Below are 19,220 nucleotides of genomic sequence, written 5' to 3' on the forward strand. Positions count from 1 at the left end.
CTCAAGCCCCGGTCGGCGCCATCAGGGTGCCGATCGACTCGCCGTGCACGATACGCAGCAGCGCGCCGCGGCTGTTCATGTCGAACACCCGCACCGGCAGCGCGTGCTCGCGCGCCAGCGCCACGGCCGTCGCGTCCATCACGCCCAGATGCCGCGCCAGCACCTCGTCGTAGTCGAGCTGCTCGAAACGGCGGGCGTTCGGATGGCGCTGCGGGTCGGCATCGTACACGCCGTCGACCTTGGTCGACTTCAGCATCAGGTCGGCGCCGATGTCGATGGCGCGCAGGCAGGCCGCGGTGTCGGTGGTGAAGTAGGGGTTGCCAAGGCCGCCCGCGCACAGCACCACGCGGCCGACTTCCAGATGCCGCAGCGCCTTGACGCGCACGTAGGCTTCGGCAACGCCGGTCACCGGCAACGCCGACATCACGCGCGCGGCGATGCCGCTCGCCTGCAGCACCTCGTGCAGGGCGAGCGCGTTCATTACCGTGGCCAGCATGCCGATGTAGTCGGCCGTGGCGCGGTCGGCGCCCTCGGCCGCCGCCGGCAAACCGCGGAACAGATTGCCGCCGCCGACCACGAGGCCGACGCGCACGCCGGCGTCGAGCACCGGCTTCAACTCATCGGCCACCGCCTGCATGGCCGGCCGGTCGAAGCCGTGCGGCTTGCCGCCGGCCAGCGCCTCGCCGCTGAGTTTGAGCAGGATGCGGTTGTAGGGGGGCGGCGAGCCGGCCATGGGGGATCAGCCCCGGGCTTGCTTCATCACTTCGGCGACGAAGTCGTCGGCCTGCTTCTCGATGCCCTCGCCGACCTCAAGACGCTCGAAGCCGAGCACCTTGGCGCCGGCCTTCTTGAGCAACTGCTCGACGGTCGTTTCCGGGTCCTTCACGAACGGCTGGCCGAGCAGCGTGACTTCCGCCGCGTACTTGCGGATGCGGCCCTCGACCATCCTGGCGCGGATGTCCTCCGGCTTGCCGGATTCCGCCGCCTGGGCGTCGTAAATTTCCTTCTCGCGCGCCAGCACGTCGGCCGGGATCTCGGCGGCCGACACGCACAGCGGGCGGCTCGCAGCGACGTGCATGGCGATGTCGCGCGCCAGCGCAAGATCACCGCCTTCGAGCTCCACCAGCACGCCGATACGCGAGCCGTGCAGGTAGCTGCCGATCACGCCCGCCTGGGCCTGCCGGCGCACGAAGCGGCGCACGCGGATGTTCTCGCCGATCTTGGCCACCAGTTGCTGGCGGGTTTCCTCGACCGTGGCGCCGTCGAGCGCGAGCGCCGACAGCTGCTCGACGTCGGCCGGGGCGTCGCTGAGCACGCGCGCGCCGACGGCCTGCGCGAAGGCGAGAAAACCCGCGTCCTTGGCCACGAAGTCGGTTTCCGAGTTGACCTCCGTGAGCGCGACGGTGCGCCCGTCGGCACTCGCCGACAGGATGATGGCGCCGTCGGCGGCGGTGCGCCCGGCCTTCTTGTCGGCGCGGGCAGCGCCGGCCTTGCGCATGAGATCGATGGCCGCCTCGATGTCGCCTCCGGCCTCGGTGAGCGCCTTCTTGCACTCCATCATGCCGAGCCCGGTGCGCTCGCGCATGTCCTTGACCAGTGCTGCCGAAATGTTCATGTCAGGTGCCCTCGATTGCGGGTAGGTGGCGATGATCGTGCCGGATACCCGAGCAAAAAAAGAGGGGACGAGCCCCTCTTTTCATAAAGTAATGTGATGACGCGTGCGCTTGCGGCCGGGCCGCCTCGCCGCGCCCGCTCAGCTGACCTCGACGACTTCGACGAACTCGTCGCTGCCGCCGGCGGCCAGCGCCGCGCGGCCGTTCTGGATCGCTTCGGCCGCCTGACCCAGGTACAGGTCGATGGCGCGGATCGAATCGTCATTACCCGGGATGACGTAATCAATACGGTCCGGGCGGTTGTTGGTGTCGACCACGGCGATCACCGGAATGCCCAGGCGGTTGGCCTCGTCGACGGCAATGTGCTCGTAGCCGGTGTCGATCACGAACAACGCATCCGGCATGCCCTTCAGGGTGCGGATGCCGCCGACGCTGCGCGCCAGCTTGTCGCGCTCGCGGTGCAGCAACTGCAGGTCCCGCTTGCTCAGATCCGCCGTGCGGCCGAGCTCGATGCGCGTCTCAAGGTCGATCAGGCGGTCGACGGACTTGCGCACCGTGCGGTAGTTGGTGAGCATGCCGCCCAGCCAGCGGTAGCTGATATACGGCATGCCGCAGGCGGTGGCGTGCTGCTCCACCAGCTTGCGCGCCTGCCGCTTGGTGCCGACGAACAGCACCGTGCCGCCCTTGGCGGCGATCTTGCCGAGGACGTTCATGGCGTCCCGCAGCATGGGCAGGCTGTGTTCGAGGTTGATGATGTGGATGTTCTGGCGCGCCCCGAAAATGTACGGGGCCATGGCCGGCGACCAATAGCGGGTCTGGTGACCGAAGTGGACGCCCGCGTCCAGCAGGTCGCGCATGGAAACTGCTGCCATAAGCCAAAACGCTCCGAAATTCCTGGGGTGAGGCCGCCACAGAACCGGCGACCGTGGACGGTTGCCCGCCAATAAGGGGCGCGTTTTATAGCACTGATCGGCGGGAGCCACAATCAGCCGGTTTACCGGCGCGCGCGCCGGCTGCTACAGTCCGGCCCCTTTTGATCGCTGCCGCCCCACGCGCCGCCGGCCTTGCGCCGGGTGCCGCTCCCCAGAGCCATGACCGTCTCCATCAAGACCGCGCAAGAAATCGAGGCGCTGCGCGTGGCCGGTCGGCTGGCCGCGCAGTTGCTGCAGATGATCGGCCCGCACGTGCAGCCGGGCATCAGCACCGACGAACTGAACGACATCTGTGAGCAGCACACGACGCAGGTGCTCGGCGGCACGTCGGCGCCGCTCGGTTACCACGGCTTCCCGAAGTCGATCTGCACGTCGGTGAACCACGTGGTCTGCCACGGCATCCCGAACGACAAGCCGCTCAAGAAAGGCGACATCGTGAACGTCGACGTCACCGTCATCAAGGACGACTACCACGGCGACACCAGCGCCATGTTCTACGTGGGCGAGCCGTCCATCCAGGCGCGCCGCCTGTGCGAAACGAGCTACGAGGCGCTGTGGGTCGGCATCGACCAGGTGCGCCCGGGCATGCGGCTTGGCGATCTCGGACACGCCATCCAGACCTACGCCGAGGCCCGCAATTACTCGATCGTGCGCGAGTACTGCGGGCATGGCATCGGCCGGCAGTTCCACGAGGAGCCGCAGGTACTGCACTACGGCATTCCCGGCACCGGGCTCACGCTCGCCCCCGGCATGGTGTTCACCATCGAACCCATGCTGAACGCCGGCAAGCGGCACGTGAAGCTGCTGGCCGACGGCTGGACCGTGGTCACCAAGGATCACAGCCTGTCGGCGCAGTGGGAACACATGGTGCTGGTCACGGAAACGGGCGTCGAGGTGCTGACGCTGCGAGACGGCGAGACGCGGCCGTGAACGCGCCGCCGCCCGCCGCCGGCGCGCCGCTGTTCGATGCGGACCGCGTGAACGCCCTGCTCGACGCGCACGGCGTCAATGCCGCGACCTGCCGGCATCTGCACCAACAGTTCACTGACCAGCTTCGCGCGTATTACGACCGGCACCCGGCGGGGGCGCCGATCGTGCAGGCGCGCACTGCCTTCGTGGACGTCCTGTTGCAGCGCATCTGGGCGGCGCGGGTCGCCGACCTGCCACAGGCACACACGCTGGCGCTGGTCGCCGTGGGGGGCTACGGACGCGGGGAGTTGCACGCCTGCTCGGACGTCGACATCCTGATCCTCGCCCCGCGCGCCGACCACATCACGCGCGTGTCGGACGAACTGGCGCGTCTGGTGACGCTGCTGTACGACACCGGGCTCGACGTCGGCGCCAGCGTGCGCAGTCTGCGCCAGTGCGTGGACGAGGGGCGGCGCGACGTCACCATCGCCACCGCGCTCATGGAGGCGCGCTACCTCGCCGGCAACGCGGCGCTGTTCGAGCAGCTCGCACGGCGGACCGGCCCGGGGCAGATCTGGCCAACACGCAAGTTCTTCGCCGCCAAGCTCGCCGAGCAGCAGGCGCGCTACAACAAGTTCGACGCCACCGCCTATAAGCTCGAACCGAACGTCAAGGAAAGCCCGGGCGGGCTGCGCGACATCCACACCATCGGCTGGGTGGCCAAGCGGCACTTCGGCGCCCGCACGCTGCACGAGCTGGTCGACCATGGGTTTCTGGAGCCGGACGAGTACCAGCAGCTCGTCGACGGCCAGGAATTCCTGACGCAGGTGCGAAACGGCCTGCACCTGCTCGCCGGGCGCAAGCACGACCACCTGCTGTTCGACCAGCAGCGCGAGCTGGCACGCCGTTTTGGCTACGAGGACAGCGACGAGAGCCTGGCGGTCGAGCAGTTCATGAAGCGCTACTACGGCACCGTGAAGGGCCTGTCGCGCCTGAACGAGATGCTGCTCGCGCACTTCGAGGAAGAAATCCTGCTCGCCCGGCGCAGCGACCGGGCGGTGCCGCTCAACAGCCGCTTCCAGATTCGCAAGGACTTCATCGAGGTGCGCGACGAGCGCGTGTTCCGCCGCTACCCGTTCGCGCTGCTGGAAATCTTCCTGCTGCTGCAGCAGCACCGCCACCACGTGCGCGGCGTGCGCGCCGGCACCGTGCGCCTGATCCGCAAGCACCTGCACCTGATCGACGACGCGTTTCGGGCCGACATCCGCAGCGCCAGCCTGTTCATGGAAATCATCCGCCAGCCGCACGGCATCGGCCACGAGCTGCAGCGCATGCACCGCTACGGCGTGCTGGCGCGCTACATCCCGGCCTTCGGGCGCGTGGTGGGGCAGATGCAGCACGACCTGTTCCACGTCTACACGGTCGACGAGCACAGCCTGTTCGTGCTGCGCAACACGCGCAGCTACGCGTTCCCGGACGAGCAGATTCCGGCGCTCGAACTCGGCTACCAGGTGTTCCCGAACATCCCGAAGCCGGAGCTGCTGTACCTCGCGGCGCTGTTCCACGACATCGCCAAGGGTCGCGGCGGCGACCACTCGGACCTCGGCAGCCACGAGGCCTACGCGTTCTGCCGCCTGCATCGCCTGTCGGAACTCGACAGCCGGCTCGTGACCTGGCTGGTGCGCCAGCATCTTCTGATGAGCAAGGTCTCGCAGCGGCAGGACATCGGCGATCCGGAAGTGATTCGCAGCTTCGCCGCCACCGTCGGCGACCAGGTGCACCTCGATTACCTGTACCTGCTGACGGTGGCCGACATGCGCGGCACCGGCCCCACGGTGTGGAACTCCTGGAAGGGCTCGCTGCTGTCTGCGCTGTACCTGGCAACGCGACGCGCACTCAGGCGCGGTCTCGGCAGCCCCATCGACGCCCGCGAGCAGGCGCTCGACGTGCGCCATCGCGCCGCCGAACTGCTGCCGGGCGAGCCGGTTGACGCTGGACAGTGCAGGCAGTTCTGGGACCGCCTCGACGACGACTATTTCCTGCGCTTCACGGCCGAGGAAATCGCCTGGCACGCCAAGCACATCCTGCGCGCGCGCGGCGACCATCCGACGGTGGTGGCAACGCGCGACTTTCCGGACCGCGGCAGCACCGGCGTGATGGTCTACACGCGTGACCGCAAATACCTGTTCGCGGCGATCACGTCGACGCTCGACCGCCTCGCGCTCGACATCGTCGACGCGCGCATCTACACCAGCCGCGACGGCTACGCGCTCGACACTTTTCTGGTGAGCGATCTCAGCGGCGAGCCTATTTCGGACCCGACGCGCCGGCGCGACATTCGCGCTGCGCTGCGCGACGTGCTGGTCGGCGACACGCTGCCGTTGCTGCCGCCGGGGCGGCGCATCAGCCGCCAGCAAAAGGCGTTTCGCGTGGCGACCGAGGTGTCGTTCGCGACCGATCTCGGGCGCGACCGCACGGTGGTCGAACTCATCACCAAGGACCGGCCGGGCCTGCTGTCGCAGGTGGCGCAGGCGTTTGCCGAGTGCGAACTGGTGTTGCAGAACGCGCGCGTCAACACCTACGGCGAGCGCGCCGAGGACGCGTTTTTCGTGACCGACACGGCGGGCCGCGCCGTCACCGACGCCGCCCGGCTCGATCAACTGCGCGAGCAGCTCGCCCGGCGTCTGGACGATCAGGCGGCCTGAGCGGGCTTCAGCCGCGTACCGCCGCGGCCGAACACGCGCTGTCTGCCGGGACGGACGTCACGCCGACGGCGGCAGGCCGTCGGCGGCCTGCCGGACCTGGCGTTCGCGCTCCTCGATGCTGACGTGGCGCACGTCCTTGCCCTGCACGAGGTAAATCACGTATTCGGCGATGTTCTTGGAGTGATCGCCGATGCGCTCCAGCGCCCGCGCCGCCCACACCAGGTTCAGCGCCCAGGTGATGGTGCGCGGGTCTTCCATCATGTAGGTGACCAGCTGGCGCAGGATCGCCTCGTACTCCTGGTCCACCGCCAGATCCTCGCGCTCGACTTCGAGCGCGGCCGTCACGTCCATGCGGGCAAACGCGTCGAGCGCCTTGTTCAGCAGGCGGCGCGCCAGGTCGCCGATGTGGCGCATCGGCGGGCGCGAACGGCCGGGCTCCACCTTGGCCAGTTCCAGCACCGTGCGCGCCACACGCTCGGCCTGGTCGCCGATGCGTTCAAGATCGGTCACGGTCTTGATGACGGCGAAGATCAGACGCAGGTCCCCGGCCGCCGGCTGGCGGCGCGCCAGGATGCGGCTGCACTCCTCGTCGAGATTCAGCTCCAGCGCGTTGACCTGCAGGTCACCACCGACCACCGACGCGGCGAGCTGCATATCGCCTTCCTCAAGCGCCGTGATGGCGTCCGCTATCTGGCGCTCCACCACCCCGCCCATGTGCAGTACGTGGCTGCGCAGGTTTTCGAGGTCCTGGTTGTACTGCTGCGAGATGTGGTGGCCGATGTCGTCCTTGCCGAGTGTCATGGCAGTGCCCCCGCGGTCAGCCGTAACGGCCGGTGATGTAGTCTTCCGTGCGCTTCGACCTGGGGTTGGTGAAGATGAGGTTGGTGTCACCGAACTCCACCAGCTCGCCCAGGTACATGAAGGCGGTGTAATCGGACACGCGCGCCGCCTGCTGCATGTTGTGCGTCACGATCAGGATGGTCACCTTGGCCTTGAGGCGGTGGATCAGCTCCTCGATGTTGGCGGTGGCGATGGGGTCGAGCGCCGAGGTGGGCTCGTCGAACAGCATCAGTTCGGGTTCCGTGGCCAGCGCGCGGGCGATGCAGAGGCGCTGCTGCTGGCCGCCCGAGAGCGCGAACGCCATGTCGTCGAGGCGGTTGCTCACCTCGTCCCACAGCGAGGCGTCGCGCAGTGCCGCCTCGACCTTCTCTGCGATCACGCGCCGGCTGCGCTCACCCCGCACGCGAAGCCCGTAGGCCACGTTCTCGAAAATCGACTTCGGAAACGGGTTCGGTTTCTGAAACACCATGCCGATGCGCATGCGCACCTCGATCGGGTCCACCGCCCGGTCGAGGATATTCACGCCGTCCGGCTGGAACACGATCTGGCCGTCGTAGCGACTGCCGTCGTACAGGTCGTGCATGCGGTTGAAGCAGCGCAAGAAGGTCGACTTGCCGCAGCCCGACGGGCCGATCAGCGCCGTCACCTGGCGATCCGCCACCGGCAGGTTGACGCGCTTTAACGCCTGCATGTCGCCGTAGAAAAAATTGAGGTCGCGCGCCTGTGCCTTCAGCGCCGGCATGGCCAGCTCCGCTGCCTGCGCGCCCGCCACGCCGGACGACATGTCCATGACCGCCTCCCTTACCATTTGATCCGCTTCCGATAGCGCAGGCGCAGCCAGATCGCCGCGCCGTTCATTAGCAGCGTCAGCGCCACCAGCACCACGCCGGCGGCGGCGGCATTTTCCTGAAACGCCGCCTGCGGGCGCGACAGCCAGTTGAACATCTGGATCGGCATCACCGTGAACGGCGAGCGCAGCCACTCGAAGGAAATGAACGGGAACTCGCCGCCCACCGGCGCCGGCGGCAGAAAGGCAATGAACGTCAGCGCACCGATGGTGATGATCGGCGCCGTCTCGCCTATTGCGCGCGCCAGGCCAATGATCACGCCGGTCAGGATGCCACCGGTCGAGTACGGCACCACGTGGTCGCGCACCGTCTGCCAGCGCGTGGCACCGAGCGCGTAGGCGCCCTCGCGGATGCTGCCAGGGATGGCGCGAATGGCCTCGCGCGTGGCGACGATGATCACCGGCAGGATCAGCAGCGCCAGCGTCAGCCCCGCCGACAGGATGCTTTGCCCGAAACCGAGCCCGTACACGAAAAGTCCGAGCGCCAGCAGGCCGTACACGATGGACGGCACGCCGGCGAGGTTGGTGACGTTGATCTCGATGATCTCGGTAATCCAGCTGCGTTTCGCGTATTCCTCAAGGTAGACACCGGCGGCGATGCCAAGCGGGATGGCCGCCAGCGCCGTCACCAGCATCACGAGGCTCGACCCGACCAGCGCACTCAGAATGCCGGCGCGCGCGGCGCGGCGCGACGGGAAACTGCTGAAGAAACTCCAGTCGAGCCGCCCGGCGCCGTCCTGAATCAGCCCGACCAGCAACACGGCCAGCGTCAGCACGCCCACCATCAGGCTCATCAGCCCGATGATGACGAACACCTGGTCCCAGTACTTCGCGCGCGCCACCAGGCCGCGCACGGTTTGCGCGTCATGTGCCATCAGTAGGCCTCCCGGAAGCGCTTGCGCACCAGGTGCCCGAGCACGTTGAAGAACAGCGTGAGCAGCACCAGCACCAGCCCCACGGCGAAAATGCTCTGGTATTCGAGGCTGCCGTGCGGCAGGTCGCCCAGCGCCACCTGCACGATGAACGCCGTGATGGTCGCGCCCGACTCGCGCGGGTCGAACGTGAAATTGGGCTGCTGGCCGGCGGCAACCGCCACCACCATGGTCTCGCCCACGGCGCGCGAAATGCCCAGGATGTACGCCGCCACGATGCCCGACGTGGCGGCCGGCGCCACCACCTTGAGCGCCGTCTGCAACCGCGTGGCACCCATGGCGTAGGAGCCCTCGCGCATGTGCATGGGCACGGCACGCATGGCGTCCTCGGCCACGGAACTCACGTACGGGATGATCATGATGCCCATCACCAGGCCGGGACCCAGCATGTTGAAGCCCGGCAGATCCGGCATGAACCACTGCAGCGCAGGGGTCACCATCAGCAGCGCGAAATAGCCGTACACGACGGTCGGGATGCCGGCCAGCAACTCCAGGGTGGGCTTCACGATTTCGCGCGTGCGATGACCCGCGAATTCGGACAGGTAGATTGCCGCCACCGTGCCCACGGGGATGGCCAGCGCCAGCGCCACGCCGGTGGTGGTGAGCGTGCCCGCCAGCAGCGGCAGTACGCCGAAATGCTTGTCGGCGAACATGATGGTCCACTGCGTGTCGGTCAGGAAGTCCTTCAGCGGCACGTGCTCGAAGAAGGCAGCCGACTCGTAGAGCAGGATGCCCACGATGGCGACCGTCACGGCGACCGCTGACAGGGCCGCCAGGAACAGCACGCCCTCGATCAGCCGCTCGCCCCAGTGGCGCAGCGCGCGGCGTGCAAAACGACGACTCGGTACGGCGGTGGACGCGGCGGTCATGGGTGTTTGATCTTCGATCGGTCGGCGGCGTCCGGGGCGGCGGACTTTACCCGATGCGCCTGCCGCAAAAAAACTGTGGCAGCGGCGGGCCGCACGCAGCCCGCCGCCGCCACGTCACGATCACAGCTTGCCTTCGCGCTTGAGCAGGTCCTCGACGTGCAGGCCAACTTCCGGCGTGCCGCCAAAACCGGTGCCAAGCTTGCCGGCGTTCAGGTTGTCGAGCGCCAGCGTGTAGGCGCTCGCCGGCAGATCCACGTAGCCCACTTCCTTGGCCAGTTCCGCACCTTCCTGCAGGTAGAACTCCACGAACTGCCGCACCACCGGGCGCTGCAGGGACTTCGCCTTCACGTAAATGAAGATCGGGCGCGACAGCGGCTGGTAGCTGCTGTTGTTGACGGTCTTCAGTGACGGCAGCACGGCCGGGGCGCTTTCGGTGGCCTTGATGGGCACCGCCTTCAGCTTGTCCTTGTTTTCCTCGTAGTAGGCCAGACCGAAATAGCCGATGGCGCCCTTGTCGCGGGACACGAACTGCACCGTGACGTTGTCGTCCTCGGACGCCTGGTAGTCCCCGCGCGAGGACTTGGCCTTGCCGACAACCGCCTCGGTGAAGTAGTCGAACGTGCCGGAATCCGCGCCGGCGCCGGCGAGCTTGAGCGGCACATCCGGGAAGGAATCGCGAATCTGCTTCCAGCTCGTGATCTTGCCCTGCGCCGCCGGCTCCCACATTTTCTTCAGCTCGGCCACCGTCAGGTAGTCGACGAAGTCGTTCTGCTTGTTGATCACCACGGTCAGCGCGTCGTACGCAATCGGCAGCTCGTAGTACTTCACGCCGGCCTGGGCGCAGGCGACCATCTCGTCGCGCAGGATCGGCCGCGAGGCGTCGGAGATGTCGGTCTCACCGCGACAAAAGCGCTTGAAGCCGCCGCCGGTGCCCGAGATGCCGACCGTGACCTGGGCGCCACCGCCGCCGGAGATCTGGAACTCCTCGGCCACCGCCTCGGTGATCGGGTACACGGTGCTGGAGCCGTCGATTTCGATCAGCTCGGCGGCTTGCACGGCGCTCGCCGCGCCGCCCAGCGCGGCCAGGATGCCGGCCGCGCGCAGTGTCGCCTGGATGGATTCGGAAACGGATTTCATTGCTCGAACTCCCGTGTTGGGTTCAGGGTGTGGATAGTCGCCCGGCGCCTCAGAACTTGGCTTCCAGGTCCACCTGCAGGCGGTTGACGCTGGCATCGTCGGTGAATCGGCTGGCGACGTCGGATTCCGCCATGAAGTAGGTGGTGGTGAAGGCGAAGTTCTTGTTGATGTCGTAACGCAGTTTCAGCTTGTGGCCGCGCGAGCCGACGTAGCCGTCCGCGAAGTCGGAATCGGTGAACGCGCCGACCACGCCGTTGCGCTGCACGTCGCGGTAGTTGTAGTCGATGCCGACGTCGAACAGGCGCGTCATCACACCCACCAGCCAGGCCTGATCCTGATCCGCGTCGACGCCGGTCGCGGCCGTGTTCTGCACGAACTGCCCATACACCGACAGCGGCAGCGGCAGGCCGATCACGTCCAACTGGCCGAAGGTTTCCAGCAACCGGAACTCGTTCTGGTTGTTGCCGTTGGCGCGCAGCGCGGTCACCTCGTCATCGTTGTCGTAGGCGTAAACCGAGCCGCCGAGCGTGACCTTGAAGCTGTCACCCGGGTAGAAGCGGGTGCCGATCTGGCCCGAGTACAGGCGCAGGTCGTGCTCGAACTGGCGGCCGTCGCCGTCCACGTTGTCGGTGAGCACAAAGTAGCCGCCGCTGCCGAACAGCTCAGTCATGCCCCACTTGCGGCTATAGCTGGCGGCGGCGCCCTCGGGGTTGGTGTCGCCGTCCCAGATGATGTCGCCCAGGCTCACCCACGGCTGCTTCATCTTGCCGCCGAACACCTTCAGGCCCGGCACCGCCAGCGGGTGGTAGTCGATATAGCCCAGGTCGAGCCACACGGACTTCTTGCTGAACGCGCCCTCCAGGCTCTGATTGGTGGAGCGGCGATCGTCGCTGCTGCCGGTGGCGATCTGGATGCCGGCCTCGACCTCCGGGTTCACCTGCGTGAAGGCGCCGATGCGTGCGCGGATACGCTGACGGTCCTGATCGCGGCCGGTGTCCGGCTCGTCCTCGATATGCACGTTCTCGTAGCGGGCGCGCACGTCGCCGCGCAGTTGCGTGTTCATGGCCCAGCCGAGCTTCTGCTGCAGGGCGACCATGTCCTCGGTCTTGACCTGCTTGGCGTCGGCGCGGGCGGCCTTGCGCTGCTCCGTGGCGAGATCGCCGGTCAACTCGGCGTGCTGGGCGGCGTTGATGGAGCCGTTGGCCAGCAGCATGTCGAGCAGCTTCTGATCGACGGTGCCGGCAAACGCCGGGGCGGCGGCCAGCAGCAGGCCACCCAGAAGGCCGGCGGTTCGGGCAGTAACAGGACGCATTCGATGTCTCCCTTGCGCGAGGCGAAGCGACGTTGCCGCCACTCCGGATCGGCCCGCCGTGGTTCGGCAAGCCCAGCGCGCGACCCCATGCCGCGCGCTTGTCGAGGGAGAAGTGTCACGACTGTTTGTGACAACGCTGTTACATGCGTGACGCTTCGGTGACAGACGCGCTGCGGCGCGTGGCCGCGGCCGGGAACACACAACGGAACGTGCTGCCCACACCGACCTGGCTTTCGATCAGCAGCTCGGCGTCGTGGCGGGCCAGCGCGTGCTTGACGATGGCAAGCCCGAGCCCGGTGCCGCCGCGCGCCCGCGAACGGCTGGCGTCCACCCGGTAGAAGCGCTCGGAAAGACGCGGCAGATGTTCGGCCGCGATGCCCTCGCCGTTGTCCTGCACCGCCAGCACCGGACAGCCATCCAGCAATCCCCAGCGCACGGTGATGAGGCTGCCGTCCGGCGTGTGCTGTACGGCATTGCCGACCAGGTTGGCAAACGCGCTGCGCAGCTCGGTCTCATTGCCTCGCAGCCACAGCTGCGGGTCCGCGTGGACCTCCACCCGGTGGCGGCGCCCGCCGCTGAGGGCAATCGCCTCGCTGCGAATCTGCTGCAGCAGGTTCGGCACGTTGACGTCAGTCTCTGTGTGCCGGCGGCTGTCGCCTTCGAGCTGCGCCAGCATCAGCATGTCGTCGATGATGCGCTGCATGCGCAGCGTCTGCTGGGTCATCAGATCGAGCGGGCGGCGCCAGCGCTCCGGCAACTCGCCCGCGTCCGCCGTCAGGGTTTCGAGGAAGCCGTACACAACGGTCAGTGGCGTACGCAGCTCGTGCGAGGCATTGGCAACGAAATCGCGCCGCACCTGCTCAAGGCGTCTGCCCTGGGTGATGTCACGCACCAGCAGCAACTGGCGGCCCTGGCCGAAGGCGATGATCTGCGCGTGCAGGATGAGCCGATCGTCCCGCGGGGCGGAGAACTCCACGCCCGCGGCGCGATCGCCCTCGCCGCTGAAATAGCCGGCAAACGCAGGGTCGCGCACCACGTTGGTGATGCGCTGACCAAGATCGCGCGGCGTGCGCAGCCCGAGCAGGCGCTGGGCGGCCTCGTTGCACCAGTCGATGCCGCCGTGGTCGCCGAGCGCGACCGCGGCATCCGGCAGCGCCGCGCTCGATTCCTCGAACCGCTGCACGATCTGCGCCAGACGCCGGCGGGTGACGGTGGCCTCGCGCCGCGCCCGGTACAGGCGTTCGAACAGATCGCCCCACAGGCCGATCGATTCCGGTACGTCGCGATCGCTACGCAGACTCAGCGTCAGGCGCAGCACGTTGCGCAAGTGCCAGCCGACGTAGCCGAGCAGGCCCAGCCCAAAGCCACCGCCGGCATCGCCGACCGTCCAGCCCAGCAGCGCGCCCGCGGCCAGCAGCCCACCGCCGAGGGCGGTCTCGGCCACTGCACCGCGAACCACGGGCTCAGTCTTTGGCGGACAGCCGGTAACCGGCCCCGCGCACGGTCTGCACCAGCCGGTCCTTGCCGGCCGGCGCCAGCGCCTCGCGCAAGCGGCGCACGTGCACGTCCACGGTGCGTTCCTCGATATACACGTTGCGGCCCCACACCTGGTCGATAAGCTGGCCGCGACTGTATACCCGCTCCGGGTGGCCCATCAGGAACTGCAGCAGGCGAAACTCGGTCGGACCGACCTTGAGTTCCCCTTCATCGGCCAGCACGCGGTGGCCGACCGGGTCCAGGCGCAGGCCATCCACCGCCAGCTCCGCGCCGGCCGCGTGCGGCGACGCGCGGCGCAGCACGGCCTTGATGCGCGCCGCCAGTTCCCGCGGCGAGAACGGCTTGGTGATGTAGTCGTCAGCGCCGGCGTCAAGGCCGGTGACCACGTCCACCTCCTGCGTGCGCGCGGTCAACATGATCACCGGTATGTCACGCGTGCCCGGGTCGCGCTTGAGCTCGCGAGCAAACTCGATGCCACTCTGGCCGGGCAGCATCCAGTCCAGCACCACAAGGTCCGGGTTGCTGTCCGCCACCAGGCTGCGGGCGCGGCGCACGTCGCCGGCCACCTCGCAGCGGTAGCCGCTGTCGGCAAGCGCAAACGTGAGCATCTCGCAGATGGCCGGCTCGTCTTCGACGATCAGAATGCGTGTGGTCATGGGCGCCCGCTGGCAAGCAATAACCGCGGTATTGGGCGATGGTTTTGTTGCAGATGAGTGACACCCTGTCACATTCAAGCCAGGTGCCGACGCAGGAAATCGACGCTGCGCTGCCAGGCGAGCCGGGCGGCCGTGGCGTCGTAGCTTGCCCGCTGATCGCAGTTGAAGCCGTGGTCGGCCGGGTACACGTATAGCTCGCTTTCCTTCAGGCCCGCGATGGCGGCGCGAATCTTGTCCACATCGGTCAGCGGAATGAAGTGGTCCTTCTCGCCGAAGTGGAACTGGATCGGGCAGGCGATGCTGGCCGCCTCACCGACGAAGTTCACGATGCCGCCGCCGTAATAGGCGACCGCCGCGTCGGGGTTCAGATTCGCCGCGCTGCGAAAGCTCAGCAGCCCGCCCATGCAGAAGCCGAGCACCGCCACCTTGCCGCCGTGGGCGCGCAGGTCGGCGATGCAGGCATCGATATCGGACAGCGCCTTGCCGTGGTCGAGCGCCTTCATGAGTTCGAAGCCGCGCCCGAAATCCGCCTCACCGTAGCCCAGCTGCACGCCGGCCTCGCTGCGATGGAACAGATCCGGCGCCAGCGCGTTGAAGCCCGCCGCGGCGAGCAGGTCGCACACCGAGCGGATGTGGCTGTTGACGCCGAAGATTTCCTGGATGACCACCACGCTGCCCGCCGGCTTGCCGGCGGCGGTGGCCAGATACGCCGAGAAAGAACCATCGGCTGCCTTGACGGTGATGTCCTTGCCTGACATGGGCGTGCTCCTGGGGTGAGGTGTCGAGTCGTCTGATTCAATGGCCGGCGGGGACGCCGGTCGATACGCGCGGCGCGTCAGCCTGCAGCAGCGAAAAGCTCCGGGTACACCGCCCGCGCCTCGAACACCGGCCCGTCCACGCACACGCGCGCCATCGCCGGCCCGGCCGGGGTCGCGAGCGGCACCACGCAGCCGGCGCAGCCGCCGACACCGCAGGCCATATGCTCTTCCAGGCACAACTGCGCCGGCAAGCCGTGACGGGCGGCCACCGCCGCCGCCGCGCGCAGCATGGGCGTCGGGCCGCAGGCGGCGATTTGCGTCTGGCTGAGTGCTGCGGCATCGAGCGTCGCGAGGTAGGCGTCTGCCAGTTGGGTGACATGCCCCTCGAAGCAGCCGGGAAAGCCCTGCCCCGAGGCCAGCCGGCTCGGCACGCCCCAGTCTTCCGCAAGCGGCAGCGCGGCGATCACCGCCGCCGGCATGCCCTCCAGCATGAGCGTGGATGGCCTGGGCTGGAACGGAAACGCCACTTCCGAGCCCAGCAGCAGCAGCGGCCGGAACGCCGTGCCGCGCAGGCGCTCGGCGAGGAACAGCATCGGCGGCATGCCGACGCCGCCGCCGATGGCAATCACGCGCGGGCGCGCGGCATCAAGATCGAATGGCTGCCCAATGGGACCGATGACGCTTAAGGTCTCGCCCGCGTGGCGTGTCGTGAGCAGCCGCGTGCCGGCGCCGACCGCCTTGTAGAGCAGCTCAACGGCGCCGTCGCGCGCCGACGCGCGCAAGATCGACAGCGGTCGCCGCAACGGCAGTTCCGGCCCGCAGCGCAGGTGCACAAACTGTCCCGGCTCGGCGCGTGCAGCGATGCCGGGCGCCGCCAGGCGCAAGAGATAGTGGCCGCCGGGCAGCGCGTCGTTGGCGAGCAGTCGCGCCTCCTCGACCAGGATGCTGCCGGGCTCGCCGGCTTCAGCGGCCATGCGCTGTTTCCTCAAGTCGATACACCGTGCGTCCGCCCAGCAGCGTGCGCGTCACGCGCCCGCGCAGCGCCCGTCCCCACACCGGCGTGCAGGCACCGGCACTGTGCCAGGTGTCATTGCCGACGATCCAGTCGCGATCCGGCTGCAACACGCACAGATCCGCGAGCGCCCCAACCGCAATCCGCCCGCCGCCGCCTAACACCGCCGCCGGGCCGCTGGTGACCGCCGCGATGGCGCGCGCCAGCGGCACGCCCCCCGAGACAAGTTCGAGCAGCAGCGGCAGCAGCGCCTCGAAACCCGCCACGCCGGCCGCGCAGCGCGCGAACGGCTGGTGCTTGGCCTCACCGTCGTACGGGCGGTGGTCGGAGCAGACGGCGTCGAGCGTGCCGTCCGCCAGCGCCTCGCGCAGCGCGGCGCGATCGCCCGGCTCGCGCAGCGGCGGGCGCAGGTGAAACGCCGGGTCGTAGGCGCCGATGTCGAGGTCGGTGTAGTGCAGATTCCAGATCGGCGTCGCGGCCGTCACCGACAGGCCGGCGGCCTTGGCCGCGCGCAGCAGCGCGACGCCCGCCGCGCTCGACACGCCGTGCACGTGGATGCGCGTGTCGCTGCTGGTGGCGAGCGCCAGCGCCTGCGACAGCGCGGCCACCTCGGCCGCCACCGGGATGCCGGTGAGTCCGAGCTGCGCGCCGACCGCGCCCTCGTGCACGCAGCCACCGGCGGCGAGTTCGGCGTCCTCGGCGTCGACGACCACGGTGAGGTCGTGCCCGCTGGCGTACTCGAACGCCCGGCGCAGCACGCGGGCGCCGATCGCCCGCCCGCCCTGACCGACCAGCCGACAACCGGCGCGTCGCAGCAGCCCAAGCTCGGCAAGCTGCTCGCCGGCAAGGCCTGCGGTGAGCGCGCCAATCGGCGCCACGCGCACCAGACCCAGCGCCGCCGCACCGTCGCGAAGACGCCCGACCACGGCCGGGTTGTCGAGACCGCTGTCCGCCCGCGGCGGCACCGCAAGCTGCGTGATGCCGCCCGCCGCGGCGGCCAGCAGCTCGCGCCGCGACAGCGCGTCCGGGCTGCCGACCTGGCCCGCGAGGTCCACCAGGCCCGGCACCACCCAGGCGCCGCGCACGTCGACGACCTCGCCGGCCGAGCCGTCCGGCGCGGCACCAAGGCCGATGATGCGACCGCCATCGACGTGCACGTCGAGCACGGCATCGACGCCGCCGGCGGGGTCGATGACCCGCCCGCCGCGCAGCGTCAGGCGATTGTTCTCAGGCATTCGCCGCCTCCCGGCCGACCGTCTGCGCCAGCACCGCCATGCGGATGACGATGCCGTTGGTCACCTGCGGCAGGATCAGCGAGCGCCCGCCGTCCGCCACGGAGGACGCGATCTCGACGCCGCGGTTGATCGGCCCAGGGTGCATGACGAGCGCGTCCGGGTGCGCCGCGGCGAGTGCCTTTTCGGTGAGGCCGTACAGCTCGAAGTACTCACGGTCCGACGGCACGAAGCCGCCCGCCATGCGCTCGCGCTGCAGGCGCAGCATCATCACCACGTCCACGCCGTCGAGGCCGTCGCGCGGGTCGTGGCAAACGCGCGCGCCGAGTTCGGCGAGCCGCTGCGGCACCAGCGTGGCCGGCCCGACCAGACGAATGTCCGTCACGCCGAGCATGCGAAGGCCCACCAGCTGCGAGCGCGCCACGCGCGAGTGCAGCACGTCGCCGACGATGGCCACCTTGAGCCCATCGAAGCCGCCGCGCTGCTGGCGGATGGTGTACAGGTCCAGCAGCGCCTGCGTCGGGTGCGCGTGGCAACCGTCCCCGGCGTTCACCACCGCCACCTGCGGCGCCACGTGCGCGGCCACCAGATGCGCCGCGCCGCTATCCGCATGGCGCATCACGAAGGCATCGGTGCGCATGGCCTGCAGGTTGGCGATGGTATCGAGCAGGCTCTCGCCCTTGGACGCCGACGAGGCCGGCACATCCAGCGTCACCACGTCCGCCGACAGCCGCTTGGCGGCGATCTCAAAGGTGGTGCGGGTCCGCGTCGAGGCTTCGAAGAACAGCAGCACGACGGTCTTGCCGTGCAGCAGGGGCACGTTCTTGACGCTGCGCGCGCCGACCTCGACCAGCGAGTCGGCCAGCGCGAACAGCTCCTCCAGCGTGTCGCGGCGCAGGCCCTCCAGCGTCAGCAGGTGCTGCAAACGGCCGTCGGCGTCGTACTGGATGGCGCCGAGGCGCTCGGCGAGGCCGGCGAGTGAATCAGTGCGGCTGTTCGGCAAGCCAGGTCTCCACGATCACGGCGGCTGCGACGGCGTCACGCGTGCGGCGCACGGCGTTGTGCCGTCGGCCGTCGGCGAGCAGGCGCGCCTCGGCCTCATGCGATGACAGGCGCTCGTCGATCAGCGCCACCGGCAGGCCACAGCGCTCGCCAAGGGCGGCAGCAAAGCGCCGCGCGGCGGAACTCACCGTGGTATCGCTGCCATCGGCCGCGAGCGGCAGCCCGACCACGATCTGCGCCGGCCGCCATTCAGCGAGCACGGCGTCGATCTGCGCCCAGCCGTCGAGCTGCGGATTCGGCACGGTGGCGAGCGGCGTCGCGGTGCCGGTGAGCCGCTGGCCGCTCGCGACGCCAACGCGTTTCTGGCCGTAGTCGAAGCCGAGCACCAGACCGCTCACGCGTGGCCCGCGCGACTCGACAGCAGGGCAAGATCGACGCCGATGGACGCGGCGGCGGCGCGCCAGCGCTGATCCGCCGGCAGGTCGAACAGCACATCGATGCACCCGGGGCCGGTCAGCCAGGCGTTGTCGGCGAGTTCGCGTTCGAGCTGTCCGGCGCCCCAGCCGGCATAGCCGAGACACACCAGAAAATCGGCCGGCCCGTCGCCGCGGGCGATCTGCGTCAGCAGGTCCATGGAGCCGGTAAGACCGATTTCGTCCGTCACGGGCAAGGTGGAATCCCAGCGCCCGAGCGGGCGGTGCAGGATGAGGCAGGCGTTGGTCTGCACCGGGCCACCGCCATACACCGGCTGGCCGGCGATGGCGTCGGTGGCGGGCCTGAGGCCCACCTGCACGAGCAGTTCGCCAAGCGTCACCGTCAGCGGGCGGTTCACGATCACCCCCAGCGCGCCCTGCTCGCCGTGCTCGCACACGTACGTGACCGTCTGGCGAAAATTGTCGTCCGCCAGCGTCGGCATGGCGATCAGCAAATGGTGGCTCAGGTCCAGGGGTTCGGCCATGCCGGCATT

At 68.8% G+C, this 19,220-nt stretch carries 19 protein-coding genes; 2 read left to right on the forward strand and 17 right to left on the reverse strand.

Annotation, left to right across the window (positions count from 1 at the left end; all coding sequences use genetic code 11):
* Nucleotide 1: 1 nt before the first annotated feature.
* The 3 genes from pyrH to rpsB form a co-directional block, all read right to left on the reverse strand.
* Nucleotides 2–733, reverse strand: coding sequence for a UMP kinase (pyrH, locus tag AB7F93_RS06920; protein ID WP_428302158.1), 732 nt, complete (start codon nt 731–733; stop codon nt 2–4).
* 6 nt (nt 734–739) lie between these two features.
* Nucleotides 740–1,615: a translation elongation factor Ts gene (gene tsf, locus AB7F93_RS06925; protein ID WP_428302159.1), complete on the reverse strand. Its 876-nt coding sequence runs from the start codon at nt 1,613–1,615 to the stop codon at nt 740–742.
* Nucleotides 1,616–1,753: 138 nt separating this feature from the next.
* Nucleotides 1,754–2,485 (reverse strand): 30S ribosomal protein S2, encoded by a 732-nt coding sequence (gene rpsB, locus AB7F93_RS06930; RefSeq protein WP_428302160.1) that lies wholly within the window; start codon nt 2,483–2,485, stop codon nt 1,754–1,756.
* A gap of 219 nt (nt 2,486–2,704) precedes the next feature.
* Between rpsB and map the strand changes: the two genes are divergently transcribed.
* Nucleotides 2,705–3,475 (forward strand): type I methionyl aminopeptidase, encoded by a 771-nt coding sequence (gene map / locus AB7F93_RS06935; RefSeq protein WP_428302161.1) that lies wholly within the window; start codon nt 2,705–2,707, stop codon nt 3,473–3,475.
* On the forward strand, nt 3,472–6,159 hold the full coding sequence (gene glnD / locus AB7F93_RS06940; protein WP_428302162.1) for a [protein-PII] uridylyltransferase: 2,688 nt from the start codon (nt 3,472–3,474) through the stop codon (nt 6,157–6,159). Before map ends, glnD begins: the two co-directional genes overlap by 4 nt.
* Before the next feature lie 57 nt (nt 6,160–6,216).
* Here glnD and phoU read toward each other — a convergent pair whose 3' ends face one another.
* The 14 genes from phoU to AB7F93_RS07010 form a co-directional block, all read right to left on the reverse strand.
* Nucleotides 6,217–6,960 carry a phosphate signaling complex protein PhoU gene (gene phoU / locus AB7F93_RS06945; protein WP_428302163.1) on the reverse strand — a complete coding sequence of 248 codons (744 nt, stop codon included), beginning with the start codon at nt 6,958–6,960 and terminating at the stop codon, nt 6,217–6,219.
* 16 nt (nt 6,961–6,976) lie between these two features.
* Nucleotides 6,977–7,789, reverse strand: a complete 813-nt coding sequence (pstB, locus tag AB7F93_RS06950; protein ID WP_428302164.1) for a phosphate ABC transporter ATP-binding protein PstB — start codon at nt 7,787–7,789, stop codon at nt 6,977–6,979.
* Between the two features lie 11 nt (nt 7,790–7,800).
* Nucleotides 7,801–8,721, reverse strand: coding sequence for a phosphate ABC transporter permease PstA (gene pstA, locus AB7F93_RS06955; protein ID WP_428302165.1), 921 nt, complete (start codon nt 8,719–8,721; stop codon nt 7,801–7,803).
* Nucleotides 8,721–9,647 carry a phosphate ABC transporter permease subunit PstC gene (gene pstC, locus AB7F93_RS06960; RefSeq protein WP_428302166.1) on the reverse strand — a complete coding sequence of 309 codons (927 nt, stop codon included), beginning with the start codon at nt 9,645–9,647 and terminating at the stop codon, nt 8,721–8,723. Before pstC ends, pstA begins: the two co-directional genes overlap by 1 nt.
* A 120-nt stretch (nt 9,648–9,767) precedes the next feature.
* The gene (locus AB7F93_RS06965) at nt 9,768–10,784 is read right to left on the reverse strand and encodes a PstS family phosphate ABC transporter substrate-binding protein (RefSeq protein WP_428302167.1); all 1,017 of its coding nucleotides are present in this window, start codon (nt 10,782–10,784) and stop codon (nt 9,768–9,770) included.
* Between the two features lie 49 nt (nt 10,785–10,833).
* On the reverse strand, nt 10,834–12,096 hold the full coding sequence (locus tag AB7F93_RS06970; RefSeq protein ID WP_428302168.1) for a putative porin: 1,263 nt from the start codon (nt 12,094–12,096) through the stop codon (nt 10,834–10,836).
* Nucleotides 12,097–12,235: 139 nt separating this feature from the next.
* Nucleotides 12,236–13,540: a phosphate regulon sensor histidine kinase PhoR gene (phoR, locus tag AB7F93_RS06975; RefSeq protein ID WP_428302169.1), complete on the reverse strand. Its 1,305-nt coding sequence runs from the start codon at nt 13,538–13,540 to the stop codon at nt 12,236–12,238.
* 19 nt (nt 13,541–13,559) lie between these two features.
* On the reverse strand, nt 13,560–14,249 hold the full coding sequence (gene phoB, locus AB7F93_RS06980; protein WP_428302170.1) for a phosphate regulon transcriptional regulator PhoB: 690 nt from the start codon (nt 14,247–14,249) through the stop codon (nt 13,560–13,562).
* A 74-nt stretch (nt 14,250–14,323) separates the two neighbouring features.
* On the reverse strand, nt 14,324–15,007 hold the full coding sequence (locus AB7F93_RS06985) for a dienelactone hydrolase family protein (RefSeq protein ID WP_428302171.1): 684 nt from the start codon (nt 15,005–15,007) through the stop codon (nt 14,324–14,326).
* Between the two features lie 77 nt (nt 15,008–15,084).
* Entirely contained in the window at nt 15,085–15,981 is an 897-nt protein-coding gene (locus AB7F93_RS06990; protein WP_428302172.1) for a dihydroorotate dehydrogenase electron transfer subunit, read from the reverse strand.
* Nucleotides 15,971–17,254 carry an amidohydrolase family protein gene (locus AB7F93_RS06995; RefSeq protein ID WP_428302173.1) on the reverse strand — a complete coding sequence of 428 codons (1,284 nt, stop codon included), beginning with the start codon at nt 17,252–17,254 and terminating at the stop codon, nt 15,971–15,973. Before AB7F93_RS06995 ends, AB7F93_RS06990 begins: the two co-directional genes overlap by 11 nt.
* A complete protein-coding gene (locus AB7F93_RS07000; RefSeq protein WP_428302174.1) occupies nt 17,247–18,254 on the reverse strand; it encodes an aspartate carbamoyltransferase catalytic subunit in 1,008 nt (335 codons plus the stop codon). The genes AB7F93_RS06995 and AB7F93_RS07000 overlap by 8 nt, the downstream gene beginning before the upstream one ends.
* Nucleotides 18,235–18,651: a Holliday junction resolvase RuvX gene (gene ruvX, locus AB7F93_RS07005; protein WP_428302175.1), complete on the reverse strand. Its 417-nt coding sequence runs from the start codon at nt 18,649–18,651 to the stop codon at nt 18,235–18,237. The genes AB7F93_RS07000 and ruvX overlap by 20 nt, the downstream gene beginning before the upstream one ends.
* Nucleotides 18,648–19,211 carry a YqgE/AlgH family protein gene (locus tag AB7F93_RS07010; RefSeq protein ID WP_428302176.1) on the reverse strand — a complete coding sequence of 188 codons (564 nt, stop codon included), beginning with the start codon at nt 19,209–19,211 and terminating at the stop codon, nt 18,648–18,650. The genes ruvX and AB7F93_RS07010 overlap by 4 nt, the downstream gene beginning before the upstream one ends.
* Nucleotides 19,212–19,220 lie beyond the last annotated feature (9 nt).

It is taken from the genome of Immundisolibacter sp., assembly GCF_050250495.1.
Classification (GTDB): Bacteria; Pseudomonadota; Gammaproteobacteria; order Immundisolibacterales; family Immundisolibacteraceae; genus Immundisolibacter.

What these genes read in the sequence shown, in the direction of transcription:
- pyrH (WP_428302158.1), bottom strand. Translation starts at nt 733, where the DNA reads ATGGCCGGCTCGCCGCCCCCCTACAACCGCATCCTGCTCAAACTCAGC.
- tsf (WP_428302159.1), bottom strand. Translation starts at nt 1,615, where the DNA reads ATGAACATTTCGGCAGCACTGGTCAAGGACATGCGCGAGCGCACCGGG.
- rpsB (WP_428302160.1), bottom strand. Translation starts at nt 2,485, where the DNA reads ATGGCAGCAGTTTCCATGCGCGACCTGCTGGACGCGGGCGTCCACTTC.
- map (WP_428302161.1), top strand. Translation starts at nt 2,705, where the DNA reads ATGACCGTCTCCATCAAGACCGCGCAAGAAATCGAGGCGCTGCGCGTG.
- phoU (WP_428302163.1), bottom strand. Translation starts at nt 6,960, where the DNA reads ATGACACTCGGCAAGGACGACATCGGCCACCACATCTCGCAGCAGTAC.
- pstB (WP_428302164.1), bottom strand. Translation starts at nt 7,789, where the DNA reads ATGGACATGTCGTCCGGCGTGGCGGGCGCGCAGGCAGCGGAGCTGGCC.
- pstA (WP_428302165.1), bottom strand. Translation starts at nt 8,721, where the DNA reads ATGGCACATGACGCGCAAACCGTGCGCGGCCTGGTGGCGCGCGCGAAG.
- pstC (WP_428302166.1), bottom strand. Translation starts at nt 9,647, where the DNA reads ATGACCGCCGCGTCCACCGCCGTACCGAGTCGTCGTTTTGCACGCCGC.
- AB7F93_RS06965 (WP_428302167.1), bottom strand. Translation starts at nt 10,784, where the DNA reads ATGAAATCCGTTTCCGAATCCATCCAGGCGACACTGCGCGCGGCCGGC.
- AB7F93_RS06970 (WP_428302168.1), bottom strand. Translation starts at nt 12,096, where the DNA reads ATGCGTCCTGTTACTGCCCGAACCGCCGGCCTTCTGGGTGGCCTGCTG.
- phoB (WP_428302170.1), bottom strand. Translation starts at nt 14,249, where the DNA reads ATGACCACACGCATTCTGATCGTCGAAGACGAGCCGGCCATCTGCGAG.
- AB7F93_RS06985 (WP_428302171.1), bottom strand. Translation starts at nt 15,007, where the DNA reads ATGTCAGGCAAGGACATCACCGTCAAGGCAGCCGATGGTTCTTTCTCG.
- AB7F93_RS06990 (WP_428302172.1), bottom strand. Translation starts at nt 15,981, where the DNA reads ATGGCCGCTGAAGCCGGCGAGCCCGGCAGCATCCTGGTCGAGGAGGCG.
- AB7F93_RS06995 (WP_428302173.1), bottom strand. Translation starts at nt 17,254, where the DNA reads ATGCCTGAGAACAATCGCCTGACGCTGCGCGGCGGGCGGGTCATCGAC.
- AB7F93_RS07010 (WP_428302176.1), bottom strand. Translation starts at nt 19,211, where the DNA reads ATGGCCGAACCCCTGGACCTGAGCCACCATTTGCTGATCGCCATGCCG.